The sequence below is a fragment of the Pseudomonas sp. B707 genome, from assembly GCF_022496685.1.
Taxonomy (GTDB): domain Bacteria; phylum Pseudomonadota; class Gammaproteobacteria; order Pseudomonadales; family Pseudomonadaceae; genus Aquipseudomonas; species Aquipseudomonas paraglycinae.
Genome location: NZ_WTVE01000026.1, coordinates 294,485 through 314,059 on the forward strand (window position 1 = coordinate 294,485; position 19,575 = coordinate 314,059).

The window sequence follows — 19,575 nt, forward strand, 5'->3', positions numbered from 1 at the left end:
GTCAGACCATCATCAGCAGCACGGCGACGAAAATGCTGCCGGCGGAGAAGGTCATGGTCCGAGACGACCAGGTGTTGAACCAACGTTGAAAGCTGGCGAGATCACGGGTCAGGGAAGTGGGTTGGCGAGTCCAGGATTGTTGGTCGAGGCGGAAGAACACGTAGATCTTCACCAGCGCACCGACGATCTGGTTGTAATAGAGAATTGCCGGGTAAGCCGGGCCGATCCGGTGGCCGGAGCAGGACAGCAGCAGCGTCAGAATCAGACGGGTGATGCCGATCCACAGCAGGTAAACCAGGATGAACGCGGTGCCGTACTTGAAGCTGGCGATGATTGCCACGGTCAGGCCGAGCAAGGATGTCCACATCGATACGCGCTGGTCGAACAGCACCACCGAGGTGAAGGCGCCGAGGCGTTTCACACCCAGGCCCAGCGCCCGGGAGTTCTGCCGCAGGTTGTTGCCGTACCAGCGGAACATCAGTTTGCGGCTGGCCTTGATGAAGCTCTTTTCCGGCGGGTGTTCAACGGTATTGATCGCGGCATCCGGCACGTAGAAGGTGTCGTAGCCCAGGCGCATCAGGCTGAACCAGCTCGACTTGTCGTCGCCGGTCAAGAACTTGAATCGGCCCAGGCGCCAGTGTTGCAGCGAGTCGCTTTCGACGTCGGCGATGAATTCCGGATTGGTGACCACGGTGGCGCGGAACACCGACATGCGGCCGGTCATGGTCAGCACACGCTTGGACAGGGCCATCGAGCACATGTTGATGTGGCGCTGGGCGAAACGCAGCTTGTGCCATTCGCTCATGATGTAGCCGCCGCGCACTTCGCAGAACTCGTTGGTGGTCAGGCCGCCGACGTTGCCGAACATCTGGAACCACGGCACGGTTTTGCGCACTACGCCTTCGCCGAGCACGGTGTCGCCATCGATCACGGCCACCACGGCGCGGTCGTCCGGCAGGTGACGGGAGATCGCGCGGAAACCATAGGCCAGGCCATCGCGTTTGCCGGTGCCGGGAATGCGTACGAAGTCGAGTTTCACGCGGTCTGGCGGATTCATCCGCGCCCACAGTGCCTTGACCAGCAGCTCATCGGACATTTCGACGATGGAGCAGACCACGGTGGTTGGCAGTTCGCAGTCGATGGCTTCGCGGATCACCGAGCTGTAAACCTGCGCGGTGGTCAACGCGTCGATGCGAAAACTGGTGACCATCAGAAACACATGGGACGGGTCCGCCGCCTTACCCAGCTTGCGAACCTTGCGGCGCAGGTGCGGGTAGACGATGTAGAGAAAAATCATGCCGCGCACAAAGTGCGTGGCACCCATCGAGTAGCGCCAGATACCTACGGCGCCAATCAGGAAAATGAAGTCCTTCGACTCGGAGTCGAATGTGGACGTGGGCAGCATCAGGGCCAGGCCCATCAGCAGGCTCAGAAACAAAAGCCAGCCGGCGGATTGCAGAAAAAAATGTTTGAGCTTGGACATGACCGTCATCCGAAGGTGATGGGGGCTTCAAGCCGCCCGCCGATTCACGGCGTGCGGCCTGAAGCTCGAGGCTTGCTGCTGCGTTACCAGCAGATCCCTTCGGTACGGCTACCGGCGCTGGTGGCCTTGGACATGAAGCCCACCAGGTCGATCACCTGCTTGCCCTGCGGCGCTTCTTCGGCGAGGGCGCGGAACTTCTCGTCGCGGTTGCCGAGGATGATCACGTCGGAGTTGTCGATCACCGAATCGAAGTCCGAATTGAGCAGGGACGATACGTGCGGGATCTTCGACTCGATGTAGTCCTTGTTTGCGCCGTGGACACGGGCGTACTGGACGTTGCTGTCGTAGATGCTCAGGTCGTAGCCCTTGCCGATCAGCATCTCGGCCAGTTCCACCAGCGGACTTTCGCGCAGGTCGTCGGTGCCGGCCTTGAAGCTCAGGCCGAGCAGGGCGACTTTGCGTTTGTCGTGGCTTTCAACGATGTCGAAGGCGTTCTGCACTTGCGATTCGTTGCTGCGCATCAGCGAGTTGAGCAGCGGCGCTTCGACGTCCAGGGAACCGGCGCGGTAGGTCAGGGCGCGCACATCTTTCGGCAGGCACGAACCGCCGAAGGCGAAGCCCGGGCGCATGTAGTACTGGGACAGGTTGAGGGTCTTGTCCTGGCAGACCACGTCCATCACTTCGCGGCCATCGACGCCCACGGCTTTGGCGATGTTGCCGATCTCGTTGGCGAAGGTCACTTTGGTGGCGTGCCAGACGTTGCAGGTGTACTTGATCATCTCGGCAACGGCGATGTCCTTGCGGATGATCGGTGCGTCGAGTTCTTCGTACAGCGATTGCAGAACGTCACCCGACGCCTTGTCGAACTCGCCGATGACGGTCATCGGTGGCAGGTCGTAGTCGGCGATCGCGGTGGATTCACGCAGGAACTCAGGGTTCACGGCGACACCGAAATCAACGCCGGCTTTCTTGCCGGAGCAGTCTTCGAGGATCGGGATGACAACGTTTGCCACGGTGCCCGGCAATACGGTGCTGCGCACCACGATGGTGTGGCGGGTGGACTTTTCACGCAGGACAAAACCGATCTCGCGGCATACCGCTTCGATGTAGTTCAGTTCCAGGTCGCCGTTCTTTTTGCTCGGCGTACCGACGCAGATCATCGACAGGTCGGTGTCGCGAATCGCTTCGGCGAAGTTGGTCGTGCCGCGCAGACGACCGGTCTGAATACCTTGTGCCAGCAACTCGCCCAGGCCCGGTTCGACAATGGGAGATTTGCCAGCGTTGATCATGTCGATCTTGTCTTTGGCAACATCGACGCCCACTACGTCGTGGCCCCGAGCAGACAGGCAACCGGCACATACTGCGCCAACGTAACCCAAACCAAATATGCTGATGCGCATCGCAATTACCTCTGTATATATCAGGCCTTAGAGGGCCGGAGTTAATGGTGTTCAGCGTTCATTAGTGCACTCGAAAGTGCGGCATACAGGCGCCACAATGCCGTGTGCAGGCATACTTAAGTTCCGAGTGTCTAAATAAGTGCACTCAAGATGTGCGCAACCAGGCCTTGTTGTTATGACGTGCCCTGTTATGCAGCCGATCTTCTTTGGAGAAGACTCTTGTGCAATCGTCTTGCGCGCTCGATGTCAGGATGAAAGTCCCGTAAATCAAGCGGTTGGGTGCTCAGGTGAGCACGTTTATAAGGGCGCGGCCATGGCCTTTGTAGGGGATATTAATGGTGCGTATCTCCTGTCCATCGTCTGCTTTGAGACTAGTTAGTCATCTAGGCAAGTTGCTGTGACAACTTGGTTACATGGCTATCTGCTCCGCGTAAGTTATCTCGTACAAACTCGGCGAGAATCGTTACCGGTGGTATGAGCTATGCATTCGGACGAAGTTCCTGTCCGCTCATCGCGAAATCTGAAATTTCTTGAAATATTGTCAGAGATGGCACCAGTATCAATTTGATAGCAGTTTCGTTTTCGACCTTTAATAACAGGCGAAAAATCACGTTAGATAGTTTTGTGCCACTACGGTGAAAAAATTTAGGTGCCACTACTGAAAAAAATGATCAGTGTCGAGTGAAACTAATCTTAGAAAAGACAGGGATGTTTTTCTGGCGCCAGTAAAATGGCGAAATGTGGCGGGGGTTTTTTGACATCGTGCGAGCTGCACGACTCTTCATATAAAGAGTCGTGCATTAGGCATGCTTTATTCGGGGGCGTGATCGCGTAGAAACACCAGATTATCCGGTTTCGATTGCTCGGCGCTGTAGCGATAACCCTGCACATCGAACTGCTTGAGCAGGGCCGGATCGTTGATTTTTTCCTGGATCACGAAGCGGCTCATCAGGCCCCGGGCTTTCTTGGCGTAGAAGCTGATGATTTTGTACTGGCCGTTTTTCAGGTCCTTGAATTCGGTGTTGATGATTCGCGCATTCAAGGCTGTGCGTTTGACCGCCGAGAAGTATTCGTTGGACGCCAGGTTCAGCAGCACGTCGTCGCCCTGGTCGGCCAGCGCTTCATTCAGCCATTCGCTGATGCGCGTGCTCCAGAAGGCGTACAAGTCCTTGCCACGGGCGTTGGCCAGTTTGGTGCCCATTTCCAGGCGATACGGCTGCATCAGGTCGAGCGGCCGCAGCAGGCCGTAAAGGCCGGAGAGCATGCGCAGGTGCTGTTGCGCGTAATCGAAGTCGGCTTCGCTGAACGACTGGGCATCAAGCCCGGTGTAGACGTCGCCCTTGAAGGCCAGCAGTGCCTGTTTGGCGTTTTCCGGGGTGAACGCCGGTGTCCAGCTGCCGAAACGCGCGGCGTTAAGGCCGCCGATCTTGTCGGACACGTGCATCAGTTCGCTGATCTGCGCCGGGCTCAGTTCGCGCAGTTGCTGGATCAGTTCCTGGGAATGGTCGAGGTATTTCGGCTGGGTGAAGCGCTGGGTCGCCGGCGGTGTTTCGTAATCGAGGGTCTTGGCGGGGGAAATCACCATCAGCATGAAGTCGTCTCCTTTAATCGTGGGGGCGATTCTAGGGGGTTGGGGCGGATGACTCCAGCTATCGCGTCCATAGGTGATCGGCGGTTTACGAGCCGGATCGGCTATAGTGCGGCGCGGGTTTTGTTATGGAGACACCCTTTGCGCATTGTTCTTTTTTTCACCGCGTGGCTGTTGAGCGTCGGTGCCGTTGCGGCGCCGGGCGATATCGCGACGCTGGATCGCAGCACCTGGCCGGAAAAACTCGACAATCCGACCCTGTTCGATGTCGCCTCGCGGGCGGAAATCCTGATGTTCGCCCGAGGCCTGCTCGGCACCGAAGCGCTGGACGAAGCGGCGCTCGCCCAGCGTCTGGGGCTGCGCACGGTCAATCTGGATGCAATCAACAGCCTGCGCGAGCGCCTGTGGCAGCGGCTGCTGGCCAACTACAACTTTGCCCAGCAAAGCTGCGATCAGGACGCCTCGTTCTGCTTCCTCGTCGAAGACCTGCCGACCCTGCGCGAGCAGGCCGCCAAATTCGTGGTCAGCGACGAAAGCTATTACACCAAGTGGGCCGAGCCGAGCCGGATCTTCCACCTGCAATACCTCGATGAGCTGATGCGCAAGGCTGCGCTGTCGCCGCAGACCAGCAGCGAACTCGATCATTTCGGAGACTACGAGCGCAACGGCGACGACATGCACGATCGCTTGTTTCTGCTGAGTTTCGACAGCGCCGCCAACCTGCAACCGGACAACACCGACTGGCTCGCCGAGTACCTGCGCAAGTCGAACCTGAGCGGCACCTTTTTCATGCTGGGCAAGGATGTTCAGGCGCGGCTGGCCGACCGTTCCGTCAGCAGCCTGCAAGCGGCGTTTTCGCAGCAGTGCGTCGGCGTGCAGGGCTGGGAGTTCCGCTCCCACAGCCACTGGCAGGACTGGCAGGATTCGGTGCGGCGCAGTGCCGATCTGGTCAAGAACAAGTTGCCGGAGAACTACGTGCCGCTGTTCCGTCCACCGGAAGGGCAACGTCGTAGCGATGCCCGGAGCTTTTTCAACAGCCAGGGCCTGCAAGTGGCGCTGTGGGACATCGATGCCCAGGACGGCGCCGGCAAGCTCAAGGGCGCTCCGAGCGCGCAGCGGGTGCTGACCCTGATGCTGCTGTGGCGGCACGGGGTGATCAATTTCAACATGAAGCAGGATGCGGTGAAGACTGCGTTGCCGTGGCTGATCACGCAAACCGCGCAAAGCGGCATCGGCTGGGAAGACTGTCAGGACGCGTTTCGCTGAAAAACGGCAAGAGCCCGGAAACATTGGGCTTGGGGTGAATTTTTTGCAGAATTCGATGCAGGCGGACTTCCGACTCTAACGGGGGCAGGGCGGTCCGCCAAGGGCTTTTCGTCACTTTGCAAAATAAACTTCAAAAAAGCGTCAAAGTGCTTTTTTCTGTCACGGGTTTTGGAGTATTACGAAGTCAGACCGCCGAAACCTGCAACACAGGTGGCGTCTTCCAAGACCCATTTTGTGTGCGGTTCACCTGCTATCCCGACAAAAGCTGTGCAGGTGGATTCGGCAGTCACTTCGAGGCGCAGCACCGCCGAGGTATTGCGTCGAATGGCTCCCACAAAGGTGACCGAGTATGGATGATCACGGACGTAGCCCTTCCTCCAACCAGCCAATCCTTTATGTACTCGATACCAACGTACTGATTCACGATCCAAACGCCCTGCTGAATTTCGAAGAACACCACGTCGCGATCCCGATGACCGTGCTTGAAGAGCTGGACAAGCTCAAGAGCGGGCATCACAGCGTGGCCGCCGAATGCCGTCAGGCTATCCGGCTGATCGACAAGACCCTGGGCGATGCTTCACCCGATGATGTCGAACAGGGCGTGCCGATCCAGCGCGGCAAGGGCGGCCCGAAGGGCTTGCTGTCGATTCTGATGAGCAAGCAGGCCGAATCGAACCTGATTCTGCCCGAGCATCTGAACGACAACAAAATCATCAACCAGCTGATCGACCTGCATACCCGCGACCCGAAAAAACCGGTGGTGCTCGTTACCAAAGACATCAACATGCGCCTCAAGGCGCGCGCCTGCGGGATCGACGCCGAGGACTACAGCACCGACCAGTTGGTTGACGACGTGTCCCTGCTGCCCAACGGCTATCACAACATGACCGGCTCCTTCTGGGACCGCGTGAGCAAGGTCGAAACCCGTCAGGACCACGGCCGCACCTGGCATCAGGTACAGCTGATCGACAACCTGCCTGCCGTGCACATCAACGAGTTCATCATCGATGAGCAGGGCTTCGTCGGCTGGATCAAGGAGATCGAAGAAGACAAGCTGCTGATCCTCGACCTGCACCAGGAACCGCTGTTGCATCAGGAAGCCTGGGGCCTCAAGCCACGGGACATCTACCAGAGCCTGGCGCTGTACGCGCTGCTGGATCCGGATATTCACCTGGTCAACCTGTCCGGCGCCGCCGGCTCGGGTAAAACCATTCTGGCGCTGGCCGCGGCGATCGAGCAGACCATGGTCAGCAAGCGCTATCGCCGCATCATCGCCACCCGCAGCGTGCAGGGCCTGGACCAGGAAATCGGCTTCCTGCCCGGCACCGAGGCGGAAAAAATGGAGCCGTGGCTGGGCGCCATCACCGACAACCTCGAAGCCTTGCACATGGATGACGAAAACACCCATGGCAGCGTCGACTACATCCTCAGCAAAGTGCCGTTGCAGTTCAAATCGCTCAACTACATTCGCGGTCGCAGCTTCCAGCAGAGCCTGATCCTGATCGACGAATGCCAGAACCTCACGCCGCACCAGATGAAAACCATCATCACCCGGGCCGGCGCCGGTTCCAAAGTGGTGTGCCTGGGCAACCTGGCACAGATCGATACCCCTTACCTGTCCGCGACCAGCTCCGGGCTGACCTACCTGACCGAACGCTTCAAGGATTTCCCCAACGGTGTGCACATCACCCTGCAAGGGGTGCCTCGCTCGATCCTGGCCGAATACGCCGAATCGCATCTGTAACCGTCAAACCGAACCGGGCGACTGCAAAGTCGCCCGGTTTTTTATGTGCGCAATTCTGACCCCCAGGTTTACAATCGGTGCTCCTGATCAGGAGTAATCCCGTGCTGACTCATCTCGATTCCCAAGGTCGCGCCAACATGGTCGACGTCACCGAAAAAGCCGTGACGTTCCGTGAAGCGACGGCCCAAGCGCTGGTGCGCATGCTGCCCGACACCCTGCAGATGATCGTCAGCGGTGGCCATCCCAAGGGCGACGTGTTCGCCGTGGCGCGCATTGCCGGCATTCAGGCGGCGAAGAAAACCAGTGACCTGATTCCCCTGTGCCATCCGTTGATGCTGACCGGCGTCAAGGTCGAACTCAGTGCCGAAGGCGATGACACGGTACGCATCGTGGCCCGTTGCAAACTGTCCGGGCAGACCGGCGTCGAGATGGAAGCACTGACCGCCGCCAGCGTCGCCGCCCTGACCATCTACGACATGTGCAAGGCCGTGGACCGTGGCATGACCATCGAAAGCGTACGTCTGCTGGAAAAGGTTGGCGGCAAGAGCGGGCATTTCCAGGCGGAGCAGCCATGAACCTGACCGTGAAGTTTTTTGCCCGTTACCGTGAGGCGCTGGGCGTGGATTCGGTGAAGGTCGAAGGTGATTTCGCCACCGTCGATGACGTTCGTGCGTTGCTGGCGCAGCGTGAGGGCGCCGAGGTGCTGAGCGAACAGAACCTGATGTGCGCGCGCAACGAAGACCTCTGCCAGCTCGACGAACCGGTGGTCGATGGCGACGAAGTAGCGTTTTTCCCTACCGTGACCGGAGGCTGAGACATGGGCATTCGGGTGCAGTCCGAGCCGTTCGATCCCGGCGCTGAAGTCAACGCGATGCACGCGGCCAATGTCGGGGTCGGCGCGGTGGTGAGTTTTGTCGGTTACGTGCGCGACTTCAACGATGGCCTCGATGTCGCCGGGATGTTCCTCGAACACTATCCGGGAATGACCGAAAAAGCCCTCGGCAAGATCGCCGTTGAAGCCGAGGAGCGCTGGCCGCTGTTGAAACTGGAAGTGCTGCACCGCATCGGCGCGCTGGAACCGGGCGAGCCGATCGTGTTCGTCGCCGCCGCCAGTGCCCATCGCCAGGCGGCGTTCGACGCCTGCGCCTTCGTCATGGATTACCTGAAAACCCGCGCACCGTTCTGGAAGAAAGAAAACACCAGCGACGGCCCGCGCTGGGTCGAAGGTCGCGACAGCGATCATGCGGCGGCGGATCGCTGGAAGCAGTAATTCCTTTCCCAATCAATCTCCCCTCGACTCCCGACCATCGGCTGACGCCGATGGCGTTTGTCCAATTGACGGTTTGTACGTAAAAGTCCAGTATGGATTTACAAGTACAAAAAAGTCTTTCCCCGTTTCCAGCTTTTTCTTCTGTCTTGCCAAACCAACAACAACCCGCGAGAGAACGAACATGAAGAAATTCCCCCTCATCACCGGTCTGGCGCTGAGCCTGTTGGCGTGCAGCAGCGCGTTCGCCGCCGAGAAAACCCTGCGCATCGGTATCGAAGCGGCGTATCCGCCCTTCGCCTCGAAGACCGACAAGGGTGAAATCGTCGGTTTCGACTACGACATCGGCAATGCCCTGTGCGCGCAGATGCAGGTCAAGTGCGTGTGGGTCGAGGGCGAGTTCGACGGTCTCATTCCTTCCCTGAAAGTGAAGAAAATCGACATGGCGCTGTCGTCCATGACCATCAATGAAGACCGCAAGAAGTCGGTGGACTTCACCCACAAGTACTATTTCACCTCGTCGCGGCTGGTGATGAAGGAAGGCGCGAGCGTCGATGACCAGTACGCCAGCCTCAAGGGCAAGACCGTCGGCGTGCAGCGTGCGACTACCACCGACCGTTACGCCACCGAGGTGTTCGAGCCCAAGGGCATCAACGTCAAGCGCTACGGCAACAACGAAGAAATCTACATGGACCTGGCGGCCGGGCGTCTCGATGCGATTTTCGCCGACACCATCCCGCTGACCGACTTCCTGTCGATGCCGCGCGGCAAGGGTTACGCCTTCGTCGGGCCTGAGCTGAAGGATCCGAAATACGTGGGCGAGGGCGCGGGGATTGCGGTGCGCAAGGGCAACACCGAACTGGTCAGCCAGTTGAACACTGCCATCGACGGCATTCGCGCGAGTGGCGAGTATCAGAAAATTTCCGAGAAGTACTTCAAGTCGGACATCTACGGCGACTGAGTCTGAAGACCGTGCAGCCTTCGCAGGCTGCACGGTTTCAGCCCTTCAATTCCTTCAAGTGCTTGTACACCGTCGCCCGCCCCATGTTCAGTACATTGGCTACATAGTTCGAGGCGCTCTTGCCCTTGAACGCTCCCTCGGCGTGCAGCGCCAGCACCAGTTCGCGTTTGTGATCGCGGGTCAGCAAATTCAGGCTCAGTTGCCGCTCGCGTAGCCAGGCGTGCAGGAAAGTGTTGATGCGCTCCTGCCAGTCATCGCGAAACAGCGAGTCCGGTTGCGGGATCAGTTTGCTCGGCGAGAGGAACAGGTCCAGCGCAGCCTTGGCATTTTCGAACAGCGAAATATTCAGATTGATGCACAGCACCGCCAGCGGATGACCTTCGCTGTCGCGCAGCACGGTGCTCAGGCTGCGAATCTTCTGGCCGTCCCAGTTGAGCTTTTCGTACGGACCGATGTTCCGTTCGCTGACGTCGTCGCTGAGCATGTCTTCCAGCGACGATTCATCGCCGATCACCCGTTTCGACAGGTTGTTGGCGATGTAGTCGACCTTCTGCGTGCGCAGGTCGTGCAGCACCACTTCGGCGTGGGGAAAGAACAGCGTGGCAATGGCGTCGGCGATGGCGTGGTAGTTGTCCAGCGCGGCGTCATGCAGCTCGGGCGTGTGTTCGGGGGCGGTCATAACTGTGGAGCTCCAGGCAACGTCAACGCCCCCGTGATCCGGGGGCGTTGCGAGTGTGCCGCAATCCGTCGGGCGCGTCATCCGGGCGGACGGTCAGGCCAGGCGGGCAGGGGCGAGCATGGCGGCGGTCAGGCCGAATTGCTTGAGATGGTCGGGCAACGATTCGCCACGTACCAGTGCCGCGCTGGCCATGCCCATCGCCGGCGAAGTCTGGATGCCGTAGCCACCCTGGGCCGCGACCCAGAACAGCCCCGGCACCTGAGGATCGAAGCCGGACAGCAAATCGCCATCGGTGACGAAACTGCGCAGGCCGGCCCAGGTGCGGGTCGGGCGGCGGATGGTCAGGGTCGTCGCTTCCTCGATCTGGTAAATGCCCATGGCGATGTCCAGTTCTTCCGGCTGCACGTCGTGGGGTTCGACCGGGTCGGCATTGGCCGGTGAGCCGAGGAACATCCCGGCGTCGGGCTTCATGTAGAAGGATTCGTCGAGGCTGACCAGCATCGGCCAGTGATGAATGTCCACGCCTTCCGGGCCGGCGAAGATGAACGCCGCGCGGCGTTTCGGTTGCAGGCCCAGCGGCTTGGCGCCGGCGAGGGCACCGATCTTGTCGGCCCAGGCGCCTGCTGCGTTGATCACGATGGGCGCGCTGAAGGTCTGGCCGTTGGTCTGCACGTGCCAGATGCCGTCGGCGTCCCGGCTCAGTCCGAGCACTTCGCAATCGGTCTGCACCTGGCCGTTGTTGCGACGGATGCCGCGCAGATAACCCTGATGCAGGGCGTCGGTGTCGATGTCGCTGGCGGTCGGGTCGTAGATCGCGCCATGGACTTTTTCCCGGCGCAGGATCGGCAGCCGCGCGCAGGCTTCATCCGCGCTGAGCAACTGCATCTCCGGCACCGTGGCTTTGGCGCTGAGGTATTGATTGTTCAGCTCGGCGACGTCGCCGGTGAAGTCCACGGTCATTTCCCCGCGCGGGGTCAGCAGCGGGTGCTCGCAGAAGCCGCTGGGCGGATGGTCGAAGAATTCGCGGCTGGCCAGGGTCAGCGCCCGGACCTGCGCAGTGCCGTAAGCAGCGGTGAACAGCGCAGCCGAACGCCCGGTGGAGTGATAGGCCGGGTGCGACTCGCGCTCCAGCACCACGACCTTGCCGTGCTGCGACAGCCAGAAACCGGTGGACGCGCCGGCAATCCCGCCGCCGATGATGATGAAATCTGCATGACTCATGAAAATCTCCGGTGTCAGCGCTGCAATTGATAGACGGCGTTGGCCAGGGCGATGTCTTCGAGGCCCAGACCGATGGAGCGGAAAAACACGTGACGGTTGTAATCGGGACGCTGCACTTTTTCGCTGAGCAGATCCGCCAGGTCACCGAGGATCGCGTTGTTGTCCCAGCCATGTTGTTCGCGGGCGATCAGCATCTCGCCGGCCGAGCCCGGGGTGGTCAGACGATAGTCGCAGAACACCTGCATGTCGTTGAGGCTTTGCGGCGGCACTTCGTGGGCGCGCGGTGCGTTGGTGCTGATCGAGGTGATCAGCGCCGGTTTGCTCAAGGTTGCCGGGTCGATCACGGGGCCTGCGGACGAGGTGCAGAGCATGATCACGTCGGCTTCGGCGATGGCGGTTTCGCGGCTGTCGGCGATGTTCACCCGTGGATCGAGGGCTTGCAGTTGGCGGGCGGTGGCCGGGTCTTCGCTCAAGGTCGGCGAGTACACACTGATGCTCTGCCAGTTGCGCAACGCTTTGACGTAATGCAGGTGCGCCTGGGCGACCTTGCCACTACCAATGATTGCCAAGCGCGCGGCCTTTAACGGGGCGAGGGCATCGACCGCCACGGCGGTGGTCGCAGCTGTGCGGGCAGTCGTCAGTTCGCCGGCATCGCAGAGCAGCAGCGGTTGACCGGTCTGCATCGACATTAGCAGTGTCCACGCGGTCACCAGCGGGCCTTGTTCGCGAACGATGTAAGGCGAAGTCTTGACCCCGTACACGCCGTCTTCCGCCAGCACGCCCAGATAGTTGATGAAGTCCCCGGCACCCTGAGGGAATTCCACCAGTTGCTGCGCCGGTTGCACCGCATGCCCGGCCGCCAGATCGCGGAACAGCTTGCGCAGGATCTGCGGCACATCGATCCGGGCCAACAGCTCGCGGGCCTGGGTTTGGTCGATCACGTAAGGCGTACTGGACATGTCAGACTCCGGAGACTGTTTCTAAACTAATTTGTCCATTATGGACTTTTAGTTTTGTTGAACAATATCCGGGTGAAAAAAAAGCGCAGTCCGTTGCCGGCTGCGCTTCTCTTTATGGCGTCGCTTACTGTGGACGCTTGCGCTCAACCGCCCGCAACAGATGGGTCGGCGGCGTTTCACAGCTGATCTTGCGACCGAGTTTTTCTTCGATGGACGGCAACTGATAGGAGTCGTCTTCACCGGCAAAGCTGATCGACACACCGTCGGCGCCAGCACGACCGGTACGACCGATGCGGTGCACGTAGTCGTCCGGGACTTCCGGTAGGGTGAAGTTGATCACGTGGCTGATGCCGTCGATGTGGATACCGCGACCGGCCACGTCGGTGGCGACCAGTACCCGGATCTTGCCTTCGCGGAAGCCTTCGAGCGTCTTGATCCGCTTGTGCTGCGGCACGTCGCCGGACAGCTGCGCGGCGTTGATGCCGTCACGCACCAGGCGTTCCTCGATACGGCGCACTTCGTCCTTGCGGTTGGCGAACACGATCACCCGCTCCCAACCGTTGTCGTTGACCAGGTTGAAGAGCAGTTTGTATTTGTCGGCACCGGCCACCGCGTAGATGTGCTGTTCGACGTTTTCGTTGGCCACGTTGGTGACCTCGATTTCGACAATCGCAGGATCGGTGGTCCACTGCTTGGCGAGGTTCATCACGTCATCGGTGAAGGTCGCGGAGAACAGCAGGGTCTGACGTTCGCTTTTCGGCGGGGTCTGGCGAATGATCTGACGAACCTGCGGGATGAAGCCCATGTCGAGCATGCGGTCGGCTTCGTCGAGCACCATCACTTCGACCATGTCCAGATGTACGTCACCGCGCTGGTTGAAGTCGAGCAGGCGGCCCGGGGTCGCGACGAGGATGTCGCAATGGCGCGCTTCGAGGTGCTTGAGCTGCTTGTCGAAGTCCATGCCGCCGACGAACGTCATGACGTTGAGGCCGGTGTACTTGGTCAGGTCGGCGGCGTCCTTGGCGATCTGCACCACCAGCTCGCGGGTCGGCGCGATGATCAGCGCCCGTGGCTCGCCCATGTAGCGCTCTTTCGGCGGCGGGGTCTGCAACAGCTGGGTGATGATCGAGATCAGGAACGCGGCGGTCTTGCCGGTGCCGGTCTGGGCGCGGCCGATGGCGTCTTTGCCGGCGAGGGTGTAACCCAGCACCTGAGCCTGGATCGGCGTGCAATACGGGAAACCCAGGTCGTGGATGGCGTGCATCAGTTCCGGGGCGAGCTTGAAATCGTGGAAGCGGGTCTTGCCTTCCTGGGGCTCGACGACGAAGTCTTCGAGTTTCCAGGGAATTACCGGCGCCTTGGGCTTGGGTTCGCGACGTGGTCTGGCCGGTTTTGGTGCTTCGCTGCGGGCTGGCTCGGTGGCGGGCACGGCAGCTGGAGCGGGTTTCGGTTCGCGTTTGGGCGTCGTGGCGGGCGTCTGGCGGTCGGCCTGGCTGGCATCGCTGCGATGACCGGGGGCGTGCGACGGCGCAGTGGGGACTGGCGCGAGCTGCTCAGCCTCGCATTTACCGAACATTTTCTTGAGTGCTTTGAGCACGGTCATCTCATCAATTGGTTAAGGAATGTACGCCGGCCAGTGTAATGCAAGAAACGGGCGCGGCGTAGTGGGATGATCAAAGGGCGACCCCTGTCGCAATTGTCAGCGCAGGCGTTCGCTCAACCATGTGCCGATGTCGCGAATTTCTTCGGGTAACACTTCGTGCTCCATTGGGTATTCCTGCCATGTCACGGTGACACCATGGGCCTTGAGATACTCATAAGCCGTGCGTCCCATCGAGTTCTGCACCACGTTGTCGAACTGGCCGTGCAGCGACAGCACCGGAATCCGCTGCTGGCTGGCGGACAACTCCAGTTCATCGCTGAACGTCGGCGCGTATGTCGATAATGCCAGCACCCCGCCCAACGGCCCCTGCCATTTCAGAAACGCGGTGTGATAGACCACAGCGCCACCCTGGGAGAACCCGGCGAGGAAAATCCGCGAGGCGTCTATTCCGCTGCTTCGCTGTTCTTCGATCAATTCGATGATGCGGTCGGCGGACGCTTCCAGCTCATCGCGGTCGATTGCCCGGGCCGGGCTCATGGCTTTGATGTCGTACCAGCTCGGCATGGCATATCCGCCATTTATTGTCACCGGACGGGTCGGCGCCTGGGGCAGGACGAAACGCGTGCTCAGCAGGCTTTCCTGAAGCGCTTCGGCCACCGGCAGAAAGTCGTAGCGGTCGGCGCCGAGGCCGTGCAGCCAGATCACGCAGGCGTCTGCGGGCTTAACAGGCTGAAGAATCAAGGGCTCGGTCATGGCTGCTCCAATTGTGTGCGGGCGCTCTCATTGAGTGCGTGATTTGCGTGCGCGCCCGGTTGATCCGTTAAGAAGATGTCGCAAGGCTGCAAGTTTTGCTATTGACCTGTCACTCAACCGCTTCAGCTGCCGGTGTGGTACGGGCTTTGCTATGAGGTAGTCGTGCAATCGATCTCGCGCCTGGCGGTAACACTATCAGTGAACGCCTGGCGACGGGATAGCAAAGAATCCGGTGATGGATGTTCGCCAATGGCCGCAACGGGCTTAGCGAACGTGAAAGGGCTACCGCCCGTTCGGCCGACTGGTGAGAAGTGAGTTGTCCATGATGTGGATTTTCTCCTACTAGACTCATAGCGAAGGTCCTGCGTCGGTTGACCCCAAAAAAAGCCAACACGGGTCAACAACGCCTCAAAAGGGTGCGACTGGACTCAAGCTCCGACACAACAAGAGCAAAACTGGAGGTTTGAATGAAGATGTTGAAATCCACTCTGGCGATCGTGACTGCTGCTGCAGTACTGGGTGTCAGCGGGTTCGCTCAGGCGGGTGCAACCCTGGATGCAGTGAAGAAGAAAGGATTCGTGCAGTGCGGCGTCAGTGATGGCTTGCCAGGCTTCTCGGTTCCGGATTCCACCGGCAAGATCGTGGGTATCGATGCTGACGTCTGCCGCGCTGTGGCGGCTGCCGTGTTCGGCGACGCGACCAAGGTCAAGTTCAGTCAGTTGAACGCCAAGGAGCGTTTCACCGCGCTGCAGTCGGGCGAGATCGACATCCTGTCGCGCAACACCACCATGACCAGCTCCCGTGACGCGGGCATGGGCCTGAAATTCCCGGGCTTCATTACCTACTACGACGGCATCGGCTTCCTGGTAAACAACAAGCTGGGCGTGAAGAGTGCCAAAGAGCTGGACGGTGCAACCATCTGCATCCAGGCCGGTACTACCACCGAGCTGAACGTTTCCGACTACTTCCGCGGCAACGGTCTGAAATACACCCCGATCACTTTCGACACCTCCGATGAAAGCGCCAAGTCGCTGGAATCCGGTCGTTGCGACGTGCTGACCTCCGACAAGTCCCAGCTGTTCGCCCAGCGCAGCAAGCTGGCTTCGCCGAAGGACTACGTGGTTCTGCCGGAAACCATTTCCAAGGAACCCCTGGGCCCGGTCGTGCGTAACGGCGACGACGAGTGGCTGGCCATCGTGCGTTGGGTTGGCTACGCGCTGCTGAACACCGAAGAAGCGGGCATCTCTTCGAAGAACGTCGAAGCGGAAGCCAAAGCCACCAAGAACCCGGATGTCGCTCGTATGCTCGGCGCAGACGGCGAATACGGCAAAGACCTGAAACTGCCGAAGGACTGGGTCGTACAGATCGTCAAGCAAGTCGGCAACTACGGCGAAATCTTCGAGAAAAACCTCGGCAAGAGCACTCCGCTGGAAATCGACCGCGGCCTGAACGCGCTGTGGAACAACGGCGGCATTCAATACGCACCACCAGTGCGCTGATGGTTCTGTCACCCGGCAGGCCAACTGCCGGGTGACGTTCTGTTCCATTATTTCCGGGGCACTTCATGCAAAATTCAATCGGCGCACCAAAGCAGAGGCTCAGCCTCAGCGATCCACGAGTGCGTGCGTGGGTATTTCAGATCATCACCATCGTGGCGGTGGTCTCCCTGGGCTGGTATCTGTTCGATAACACCCAGACCAACCTGCAACACCGGGGTATCACTTCGGGGTTCGACTTTCTGGAGCGCAGTGCCGGGTTCGGCATCGCTCAACACCTGATCTCCTACACCGAAGCGGACAGTTATGCCCGGGTGTTTGTCATCGGCCTGCTCAACACGCTGCTGGTGACGTTCATCGGTGTGATCCTGGCCACGATCCTCGGCTTCATCGTCGGCGTCGCGCGCCTGTCGAAGAACTGGATCATTTCCAAACTGGCAACGGTGTACGTGGAGGTTTTCCGTAACATCCCGCCACTGCTGCAGATCCTGTTCTGGTACTTCGCGGTGTTCCTGACCATGCCGGGGCCGCGCAATAGCCACAACTTCGGCGATACCTTCTTCGTCAGCAGCCGTGGCCTGAACATGCCGGCCGCGCAAATGGCCGACGGCTTCTGGGCGTTCGTGGTCAGCATCGTGGTGGCCATCGTCGCCATCGTGCTGATGAGCCGCTGGGCCAACAAGCGCTTTGAAGCCACCGGCGAGCCGTTCCACAAGTTCTGGGCAGGCCTGGCGTTGTTCCTGGTGATCCCAGCGCTGTGCGCGCTGATCTTCGGTGCACCTGTGCACTGGGAAATGCCGAAGCTGCAAGGCTTCAACTTCGTCGGTGGCTGGGTGCTGATTCCGGAATTGCTGGCCTTGACCCTGGCGCTGACGGTGTACACCGCGGCGTTCATCGCCGAGATCGTGCGTTCGGGCATCAAGTCGGTCAGCCACGGCCAGACCGAGGCGGCGCATTCGCTCGGATTGCGCAACGGCCCGACCCTGCGCAAGGTGATCATTCCGCAAGCGCTGCGGGTCATCATCCCGCCGCTGACCAGCCAATACCTGAACCTGGCGAAGAACTCCTCGCTGGCGGCCGGTATCGGTTATCCGGAAATGGTTTCGCTGTTCGCCGGCACCGTGCTGAACCAGACCGGTCAGGCGATCGAAGTCATTGCCATCACCATGAGCGTGTACCTGGCGATCAGTATCAGCATTTCCCTGCTGATGAACTGGTACAACAAGCGCATCGCGCTGATCGAGCGGTAAGGAATAGCGCATGAGTACTCATACTTTCAAACCCGACATGCCACCGCCGGCCAAGGTCTTCGGCCCGATGGCGTGGATCCGCGCGAACATGTTCTCCAGCTGGCTCAACACCCTGCTGACCCTGTTCGCGTTCTACCTGATCTACCTGGTGATTCCGCCGATCCTCAGCTGGGCGATCCTCGATGCCAACTGGGTCGGCACCACCCGCGCCGACTGCACCAAGGACGGCGCCTGCTGGGTCTTCATCCAGCAGCGTTTCGGCCAGTTCATGTACGGCTACTACCCGCCTGAACTGCGCTGGCGCGTGGACCTGACCGTGTGGCTGGCGGTCATCGGCGTGGCGCCGCTGTTCATCAAGCGCGTGGCGCACAAGGCGGTATACGGCCTGAGCTTTTTGGTGGTCTACCCGATCGTTGCCTGGTGCCTGCTGCATGGCGGCGTCTTCGGCCTCGACACCGTGGCGACCAGCCAGTGGGGCGGTCTGATGCTGACCCTGGTGATCGCCACTGTCGGCATCGCCGGTGCGTTGCCGCTGGGGATTGTCCTGGCGCTGGGCCGGCGCTCGAACATGCCGGCGATCCGAGTGGTCTGCGTGACCTTCATCGAGTTCTGGCGCGGCGTGCCGTTGATCACGGTGCTGTTCATGTCCTCGGTGATGCTGCCGCTGTTCCTGCCCGAAGGCATGAACTTCGACAAGCTGCTGCGGGCGCTGATCGGCGTGATCCTGTTCCAGTCGGCGTACGTCGCCGAGGTGGTGCGCGGCGGTCTGCAAGCGATCCCCAAAGGTCAGTACGAAGCCGCGGCCGCGATGGGCCTCGGTTACTGGCGCGCCATGGGCCTGGTGATTCTGCCGCAAGCCCTGAAGCTGGTGATTCCCGGCATCGTCAACACCTTCATCGCGCTGTTCAAGGACACCAGCCTGGTGATCATCATCGGCCTCTTTGACCTGCTCAACAGCGTCAAGCAAGCCGCTGCCGATCCGAAATGGCTGGGCATGGCCACCGAAGGCTACGTGTTCGCCGCCCTGGTGTTCTGGATTTTCTGTTTTGGCATGTCGCGCTATTCCATGCACCTGGAACGCAAGCTCGACACTGGCCACAAGCGTTAGGAGTTTTTTCGATGAGCGAAGCAATCAAAAAGCCAGTGGGCCCTGAAGGCATCATTCAGATGCAGGGCGTGAACAAGTGGTACGGCCAGTTCCACGTGCTGAAAGACATCAACCTCAACGTGCGTCAGGGCGAGCGTATCGTGCTGTGCGGCCCGTCGGGTTCCGGCAAGTCCACCACCATCCGCTGCCTCAACCGTCTGGAAGAGCACCAGCAGGGCCGCATCGTGGTCGATGGCGTGGAACTGACCAACGACCTCAAGCAGATCGAAGCGATTCGCCGTGAAGTCGGCATGGTATTTCAGCACTTCAACCTGTTTCCGCACCTGACCATCCTGCAGAACTGCACCCTGGCGCCGATGTGGGTGCGCAAGATGCCCAAGCGCAAGGCCGAGGAAATCGCCATGCATTACCTGGAACGCGTACGCATTCCGGAACAGGCGCACAAGTACCCGGGGCAACTGTCCGGCGGTCAGCAACAGCGTGTGGCGATCGCCCGCGCGCTGTGCATGAAACCGAAAATCATGCTGTTCGACGAACCGACCTCGGCACTCGACCCGGAGATGGTGAAAGAGGTGCTCGACACCATGATCGGCCTGGCCGAAGACGGCATGACCATGCTCTGCGTAACCCACGAAATGGGCTTCGCTCGCACCGTGGCCAACCGCGTGATCTTCATGGACAAGGGCGAAATCGTTGAACAGGCGGCGCCGAACGACTTCTTCGACAATCCGCAGAATGATCGGACGAAGCTGTTCCTGAGTCAGATTCTGCATTGAGATCTGATGAATAAAATAAAC

18 protein-coding genes are annotated in these 19,575 nt (G+C 60.0%); 10 read left to right on the top strand and 8 right to left on the bottom strand.

The features are described 5' to 3' along the window. Nucleotide 1: 1 nt before the first annotated feature. The 3 genes from alg8 to yaaA all read right to left on the bottom strand — a co-directional run bounded on the left by alg8 (nt 2) and on the right by yaaA (nt 4,474). Nucleotides 2-1,483 (bottom strand): mannuronan synthase, encoded by a 1,482-nt coding sequence (alg8, locus tag GQX66_RS16215; protein WP_163974069.1) that lies wholly within the window; start codon nt 1,481-1,483, stop codon nt 2-4. Nucleotides 1,484-1,566: 83 nt separating this feature from the next. Next, nucleotides 1,567-2,883: a nucleotide sugar dehydrogenase gene (locus tag GQX66_RS16220; protein WP_011332560.1), complete on the bottom strand. Its 1,317-nt coding sequence runs from the start codon at nt 2,881-2,883 to the stop codon at nt 1,567-1,569. An 811-nt stretch (nt 2,884-3,694) separates the two neighbouring features. Then, nucleotides 3,695-4,474, bottom strand: coding sequence for a peroxide stress protein YaaA (yaaA, locus tag GQX66_RS16225; protein ID WP_085746991.1), 780 nt, complete (start codon nt 4,472-4,474; stop codon nt 3,695-3,697). Nucleotides 4,475-4,612: 138 nt separating this feature from the next. Between yaaA and GQX66_RS16230 the strand changes: the two genes are divergently transcribed. The 6 genes from GQX66_RS16230 to GQX66_RS16255 all read left to right on the top strand — a co-directional run bounded on the left by GQX66_RS16230 (nt 4,613) and on the right by GQX66_RS16255 (nt 9,709). Next, nucleotides 4,613-5,737 (top strand): polysaccharide deacetylase family protein, encoded by a 1,125-nt coding sequence (locus GQX66_RS16230; RefSeq protein WP_085746992.1) that lies wholly within the window; start codon nt 4,613-4,615, stop codon nt 5,735-5,737. A 349-nt stretch (nt 5,738-6,086) separates the two neighbouring features. Then, on the top strand, nt 6,087-7,481 hold the full coding sequence (locus GQX66_RS16235; RefSeq protein ID WP_007957320.1) for a PhoH family protein: 1,395 nt from the start codon (nt 6,087-6,089) through the stop codon (nt 7,479-7,481). A 101-nt stretch (nt 7,482-7,582) separates the two neighbouring features. Beyond that, nucleotides 7,583-8,056 (top strand): cyclic pyranopterin monophosphate synthase MoaC, encoded by a 474-nt coding sequence (moaC, locus tag GQX66_RS16240; protein ID WP_064382454.1) that lies wholly within the window; start codon nt 7,583-7,585, stop codon nt 8,054-8,056. Continuing rightward, nucleotides 8,053-8,295 carry a MoaD/ThiS family protein gene (locus GQX66_RS16245; protein ID WP_085608143.1) on the top strand — a complete coding sequence of 81 codons (243 nt, stop codon included), beginning with the start codon at nt 8,053-8,055 and terminating at the stop codon, nt 8,293-8,295. The genes moaC and GQX66_RS16245 overlap by 4 nt, the downstream gene beginning before the upstream one ends. Before the next feature lie 3 nt (nt 8,296-8,298). Continuing rightward, nucleotides 8,299-8,751 carry a molybdopterin synthase catalytic subunit MoaE gene (gene moaE / locus GQX66_RS16250; RefSeq protein ID WP_085746993.1) on the top strand — a complete coding sequence of 151 codons (453 nt, stop codon included), beginning with the start codon at nt 8,299-8,301 and terminating at the stop codon, nt 8,749-8,751. 181 nt (nt 8,752-8,932) lie between these two features. Beyond that, nucleotides 8,933-9,709, top strand: coding sequence for an ABC transporter substrate-binding protein (locus tag GQX66_RS16255; RefSeq protein WP_011332566.1), 777 nt, complete (start codon nt 8,933-8,935; stop codon nt 9,707-9,709). A gap of 37 nt (nt 9,710-9,746) precedes the next feature. On the opposite strand, the gene GQX66_RS16260 is transcribed toward GQX66_RS16255, so the two are convergent. From GQX66_RS16260 to GQX66_RS16280, 5 genes are all read right to left on the bottom strand, one after another. Then, nucleotides 9,747-10,388, bottom strand: coding sequence for a PAS domain-containing protein (locus GQX66_RS16260; protein WP_007957327.1), 642 nt, complete (start codon nt 10,386-10,388; stop codon nt 9,747-9,749). 93 nt (nt 10,389-10,481) lie between these two features. Then, on the bottom strand, nt 10,482-11,609 hold the full coding sequence (locus GQX66_RS16265; protein ID WP_085746994.1) for an FAD-binding oxidoreductase: 1,128 nt from the start codon (nt 11,607-11,609) through the stop codon (nt 10,482-10,484). 14 nt (nt 11,610-11,623) lie between these two features. Continuing rightward, on the bottom strand, nt 11,624-12,568 hold the full coding sequence (locus tag GQX66_RS16270; protein ID WP_102686914.1) for an ornithine cyclodeaminase family protein: 945 nt from the start codon (nt 12,566-12,568) through the stop codon (nt 11,624-11,626). Between the two features lie 124 nt (nt 12,569-12,692). Continuing rightward, a complete protein-coding gene (gene rhlB, locus GQX66_RS16275; protein WP_240870027.1) occupies nt 12,693-14,171 on the bottom strand; it encodes an ATP-dependent RNA helicase RhlB in 1,479 nt (492 codons plus the stop codon). Nucleotides 14,172-14,267: 96 nt separating this feature from the next. Beyond that, the gene (locus tag GQX66_RS16280) at nt 14,268-14,924 is read right to left on the bottom strand and encodes an alpha/beta fold hydrolase (RefSeq protein ID WP_085690612.1); all 657 of its coding nucleotides are present in this window, start codon (nt 14,922-14,924) and stop codon (nt 14,268-14,270) included. Nucleotides 14,925-15,391: 467 nt separating this feature from the next. Here GQX66_RS16280 and GQX66_RS16285 point away from each other — a divergent pair, with 467 nt between their 5' ends. The 4 genes from GQX66_RS16285 (at nt 15,392) to GQX66_RS16300 (ending at nt 19,554) form a co-directional block, all read left to right on the top strand. After that, nucleotides 15,392-16,423: an amino acid ABC transporter substrate-binding protein gene (locus tag GQX66_RS16285; protein ID WP_007957332.1), complete on the top strand. Its 1,032-nt coding sequence runs from the start codon at nt 15,392-15,394 to the stop codon at nt 16,421-16,423. A gap of 65 nt (nt 16,424-16,488) precedes the next feature. Beyond that, nucleotides 16,489-17,670: an amino acid ABC transporter permease gene (locus GQX66_RS16290; protein ID WP_011332572.1), complete on the top strand. Its 1,182-nt coding sequence runs from the start codon at nt 16,489-16,491 to the stop codon at nt 17,668-17,670. Nucleotides 17,671-17,680: 10 nt separating this feature from the next. Further along, nucleotides 17,681-18,778: an amino acid ABC transporter permease gene (locus tag GQX66_RS16295; protein WP_102686915.1), complete on the top strand. Its 1,098-nt coding sequence runs from the start codon at nt 17,681-17,683 to the stop codon at nt 18,776-18,778. An 11-nt stretch (nt 18,779-18,789) separates the two neighbouring features. Further along, a complete protein-coding gene (locus GQX66_RS16300; protein WP_007957337.1) occupies nt 18,790-19,554 on the top strand; it encodes an amino acid ABC transporter ATP-binding protein in 765 nt (254 codons plus the stop codon). Nucleotides 19,555-19,575: the final 21 nt, after the last annotated feature.

What these genes read in the sequence shown, in the direction of transcription:
- alg8 (WP_163974069.1), bottom strand. Translation starts at nt 1,483, where the DNA reads ATGTCCAAGCTCAAACATTTTTTTCTGCAATCCGCCGGCTGGCTTTTG.
- GQX66_RS16220 (WP_011332560.1), bottom strand. Translation starts at nt 2,883, where the DNA reads ATGCGCATCAGCATATTTGGTTTGGGTTACGTTGGCGCAGTATGTGCC.
- yaaA (WP_085746991.1), bottom strand. Translation starts at nt 4,474, where the DNA reads ATGCTGATGGTGATTTCCCCCGCCAAGACCCTCGATTACGAAACACCG.
- GQX66_RS16235 (WP_007957320.1), top strand. Translation starts at nt 6,087, where the DNA reads ATGGATGATCACGGACGTAGCCCTTCCTCCAACCAGCCAATCCTTTAT.
- GQX66_RS16245 (WP_085608143.1), top strand. Translation starts at nt 8,053, where the DNA reads ATGAACCTGACCGTGAAGTTTTTTGCCCGTTACCGTGAGGCGCTGGGC.
- moaE (WP_085746993.1), top strand. Translation starts at nt 8,299, where the DNA reads ATGGGCATTCGGGTGCAGTCCGAGCCGTTCGATCCCGGCGCTGAAGTC.
- GQX66_RS16255 (WP_011332566.1), top strand. Translation starts at nt 8,933, where the DNA reads ATGAAGAAATTCCCCCTCATCACCGGTCTGGCGCTGAGCCTGTTGGCG.
- GQX66_RS16260 (WP_007957327.1), bottom strand. Translation starts at nt 10,388, where the DNA reads ATGACCGCCCCCGAACACACGCCCGAGCTGCATGACGCCGCGCTGGAC.
- GQX66_RS16265 (WP_085746994.1), bottom strand. Translation starts at nt 11,609, where the DNA reads ATGAGTCATGCAGATTTCATCATCATCGGCGGCGGGATTGCCGGCGCG.
- GQX66_RS16270 (WP_102686914.1), bottom strand. Translation starts at nt 12,568, where the DNA reads ATGTCCAGTACGCCTTACGTGATCGACCAAACCCAGGCCCGCGAGCTG.
- rhlB (WP_240870027.1), bottom strand. Translation starts at nt 14,171, where the DNA reads ATGACCGTGCTCAAAGCACTCAAGAAAATGTTCGGTAAATGCGAGGCT.
- GQX66_RS16280 (WP_085690612.1), bottom strand. Translation starts at nt 14,924, where the DNA reads ATGACCGAGCCCTTGATTCTTCAGCCTGTTAAGCCCGCAGACGCCTGC.
- GQX66_RS16285 (WP_007957332.1), top strand. Translation starts at nt 15,392, where the DNA reads ATGAAGATGTTGAAATCCACTCTGGCGATCGTGACTGCTGCTGCAGTA.
- GQX66_RS16290 (WP_011332572.1), top strand. Translation starts at nt 16,489, where the DNA reads ATGCAAAATTCAATCGGCGCACCAAAGCAGAGGCTCAGCCTCAGCGAT.
- GQX66_RS16295 (WP_102686915.1), top strand. Translation starts at nt 17,681, where the DNA reads ATGAGTACTCATACTTTCAAACCCGACATGCCACCGCCGGCCAAGGTC.
- GQX66_RS16300 (WP_007957337.1), top strand. Translation starts at nt 18,790, where the DNA reads ATGAGCGAAGCAATCAAAAAGCCAGTGGGCCCTGAAGGCATCATTCAG.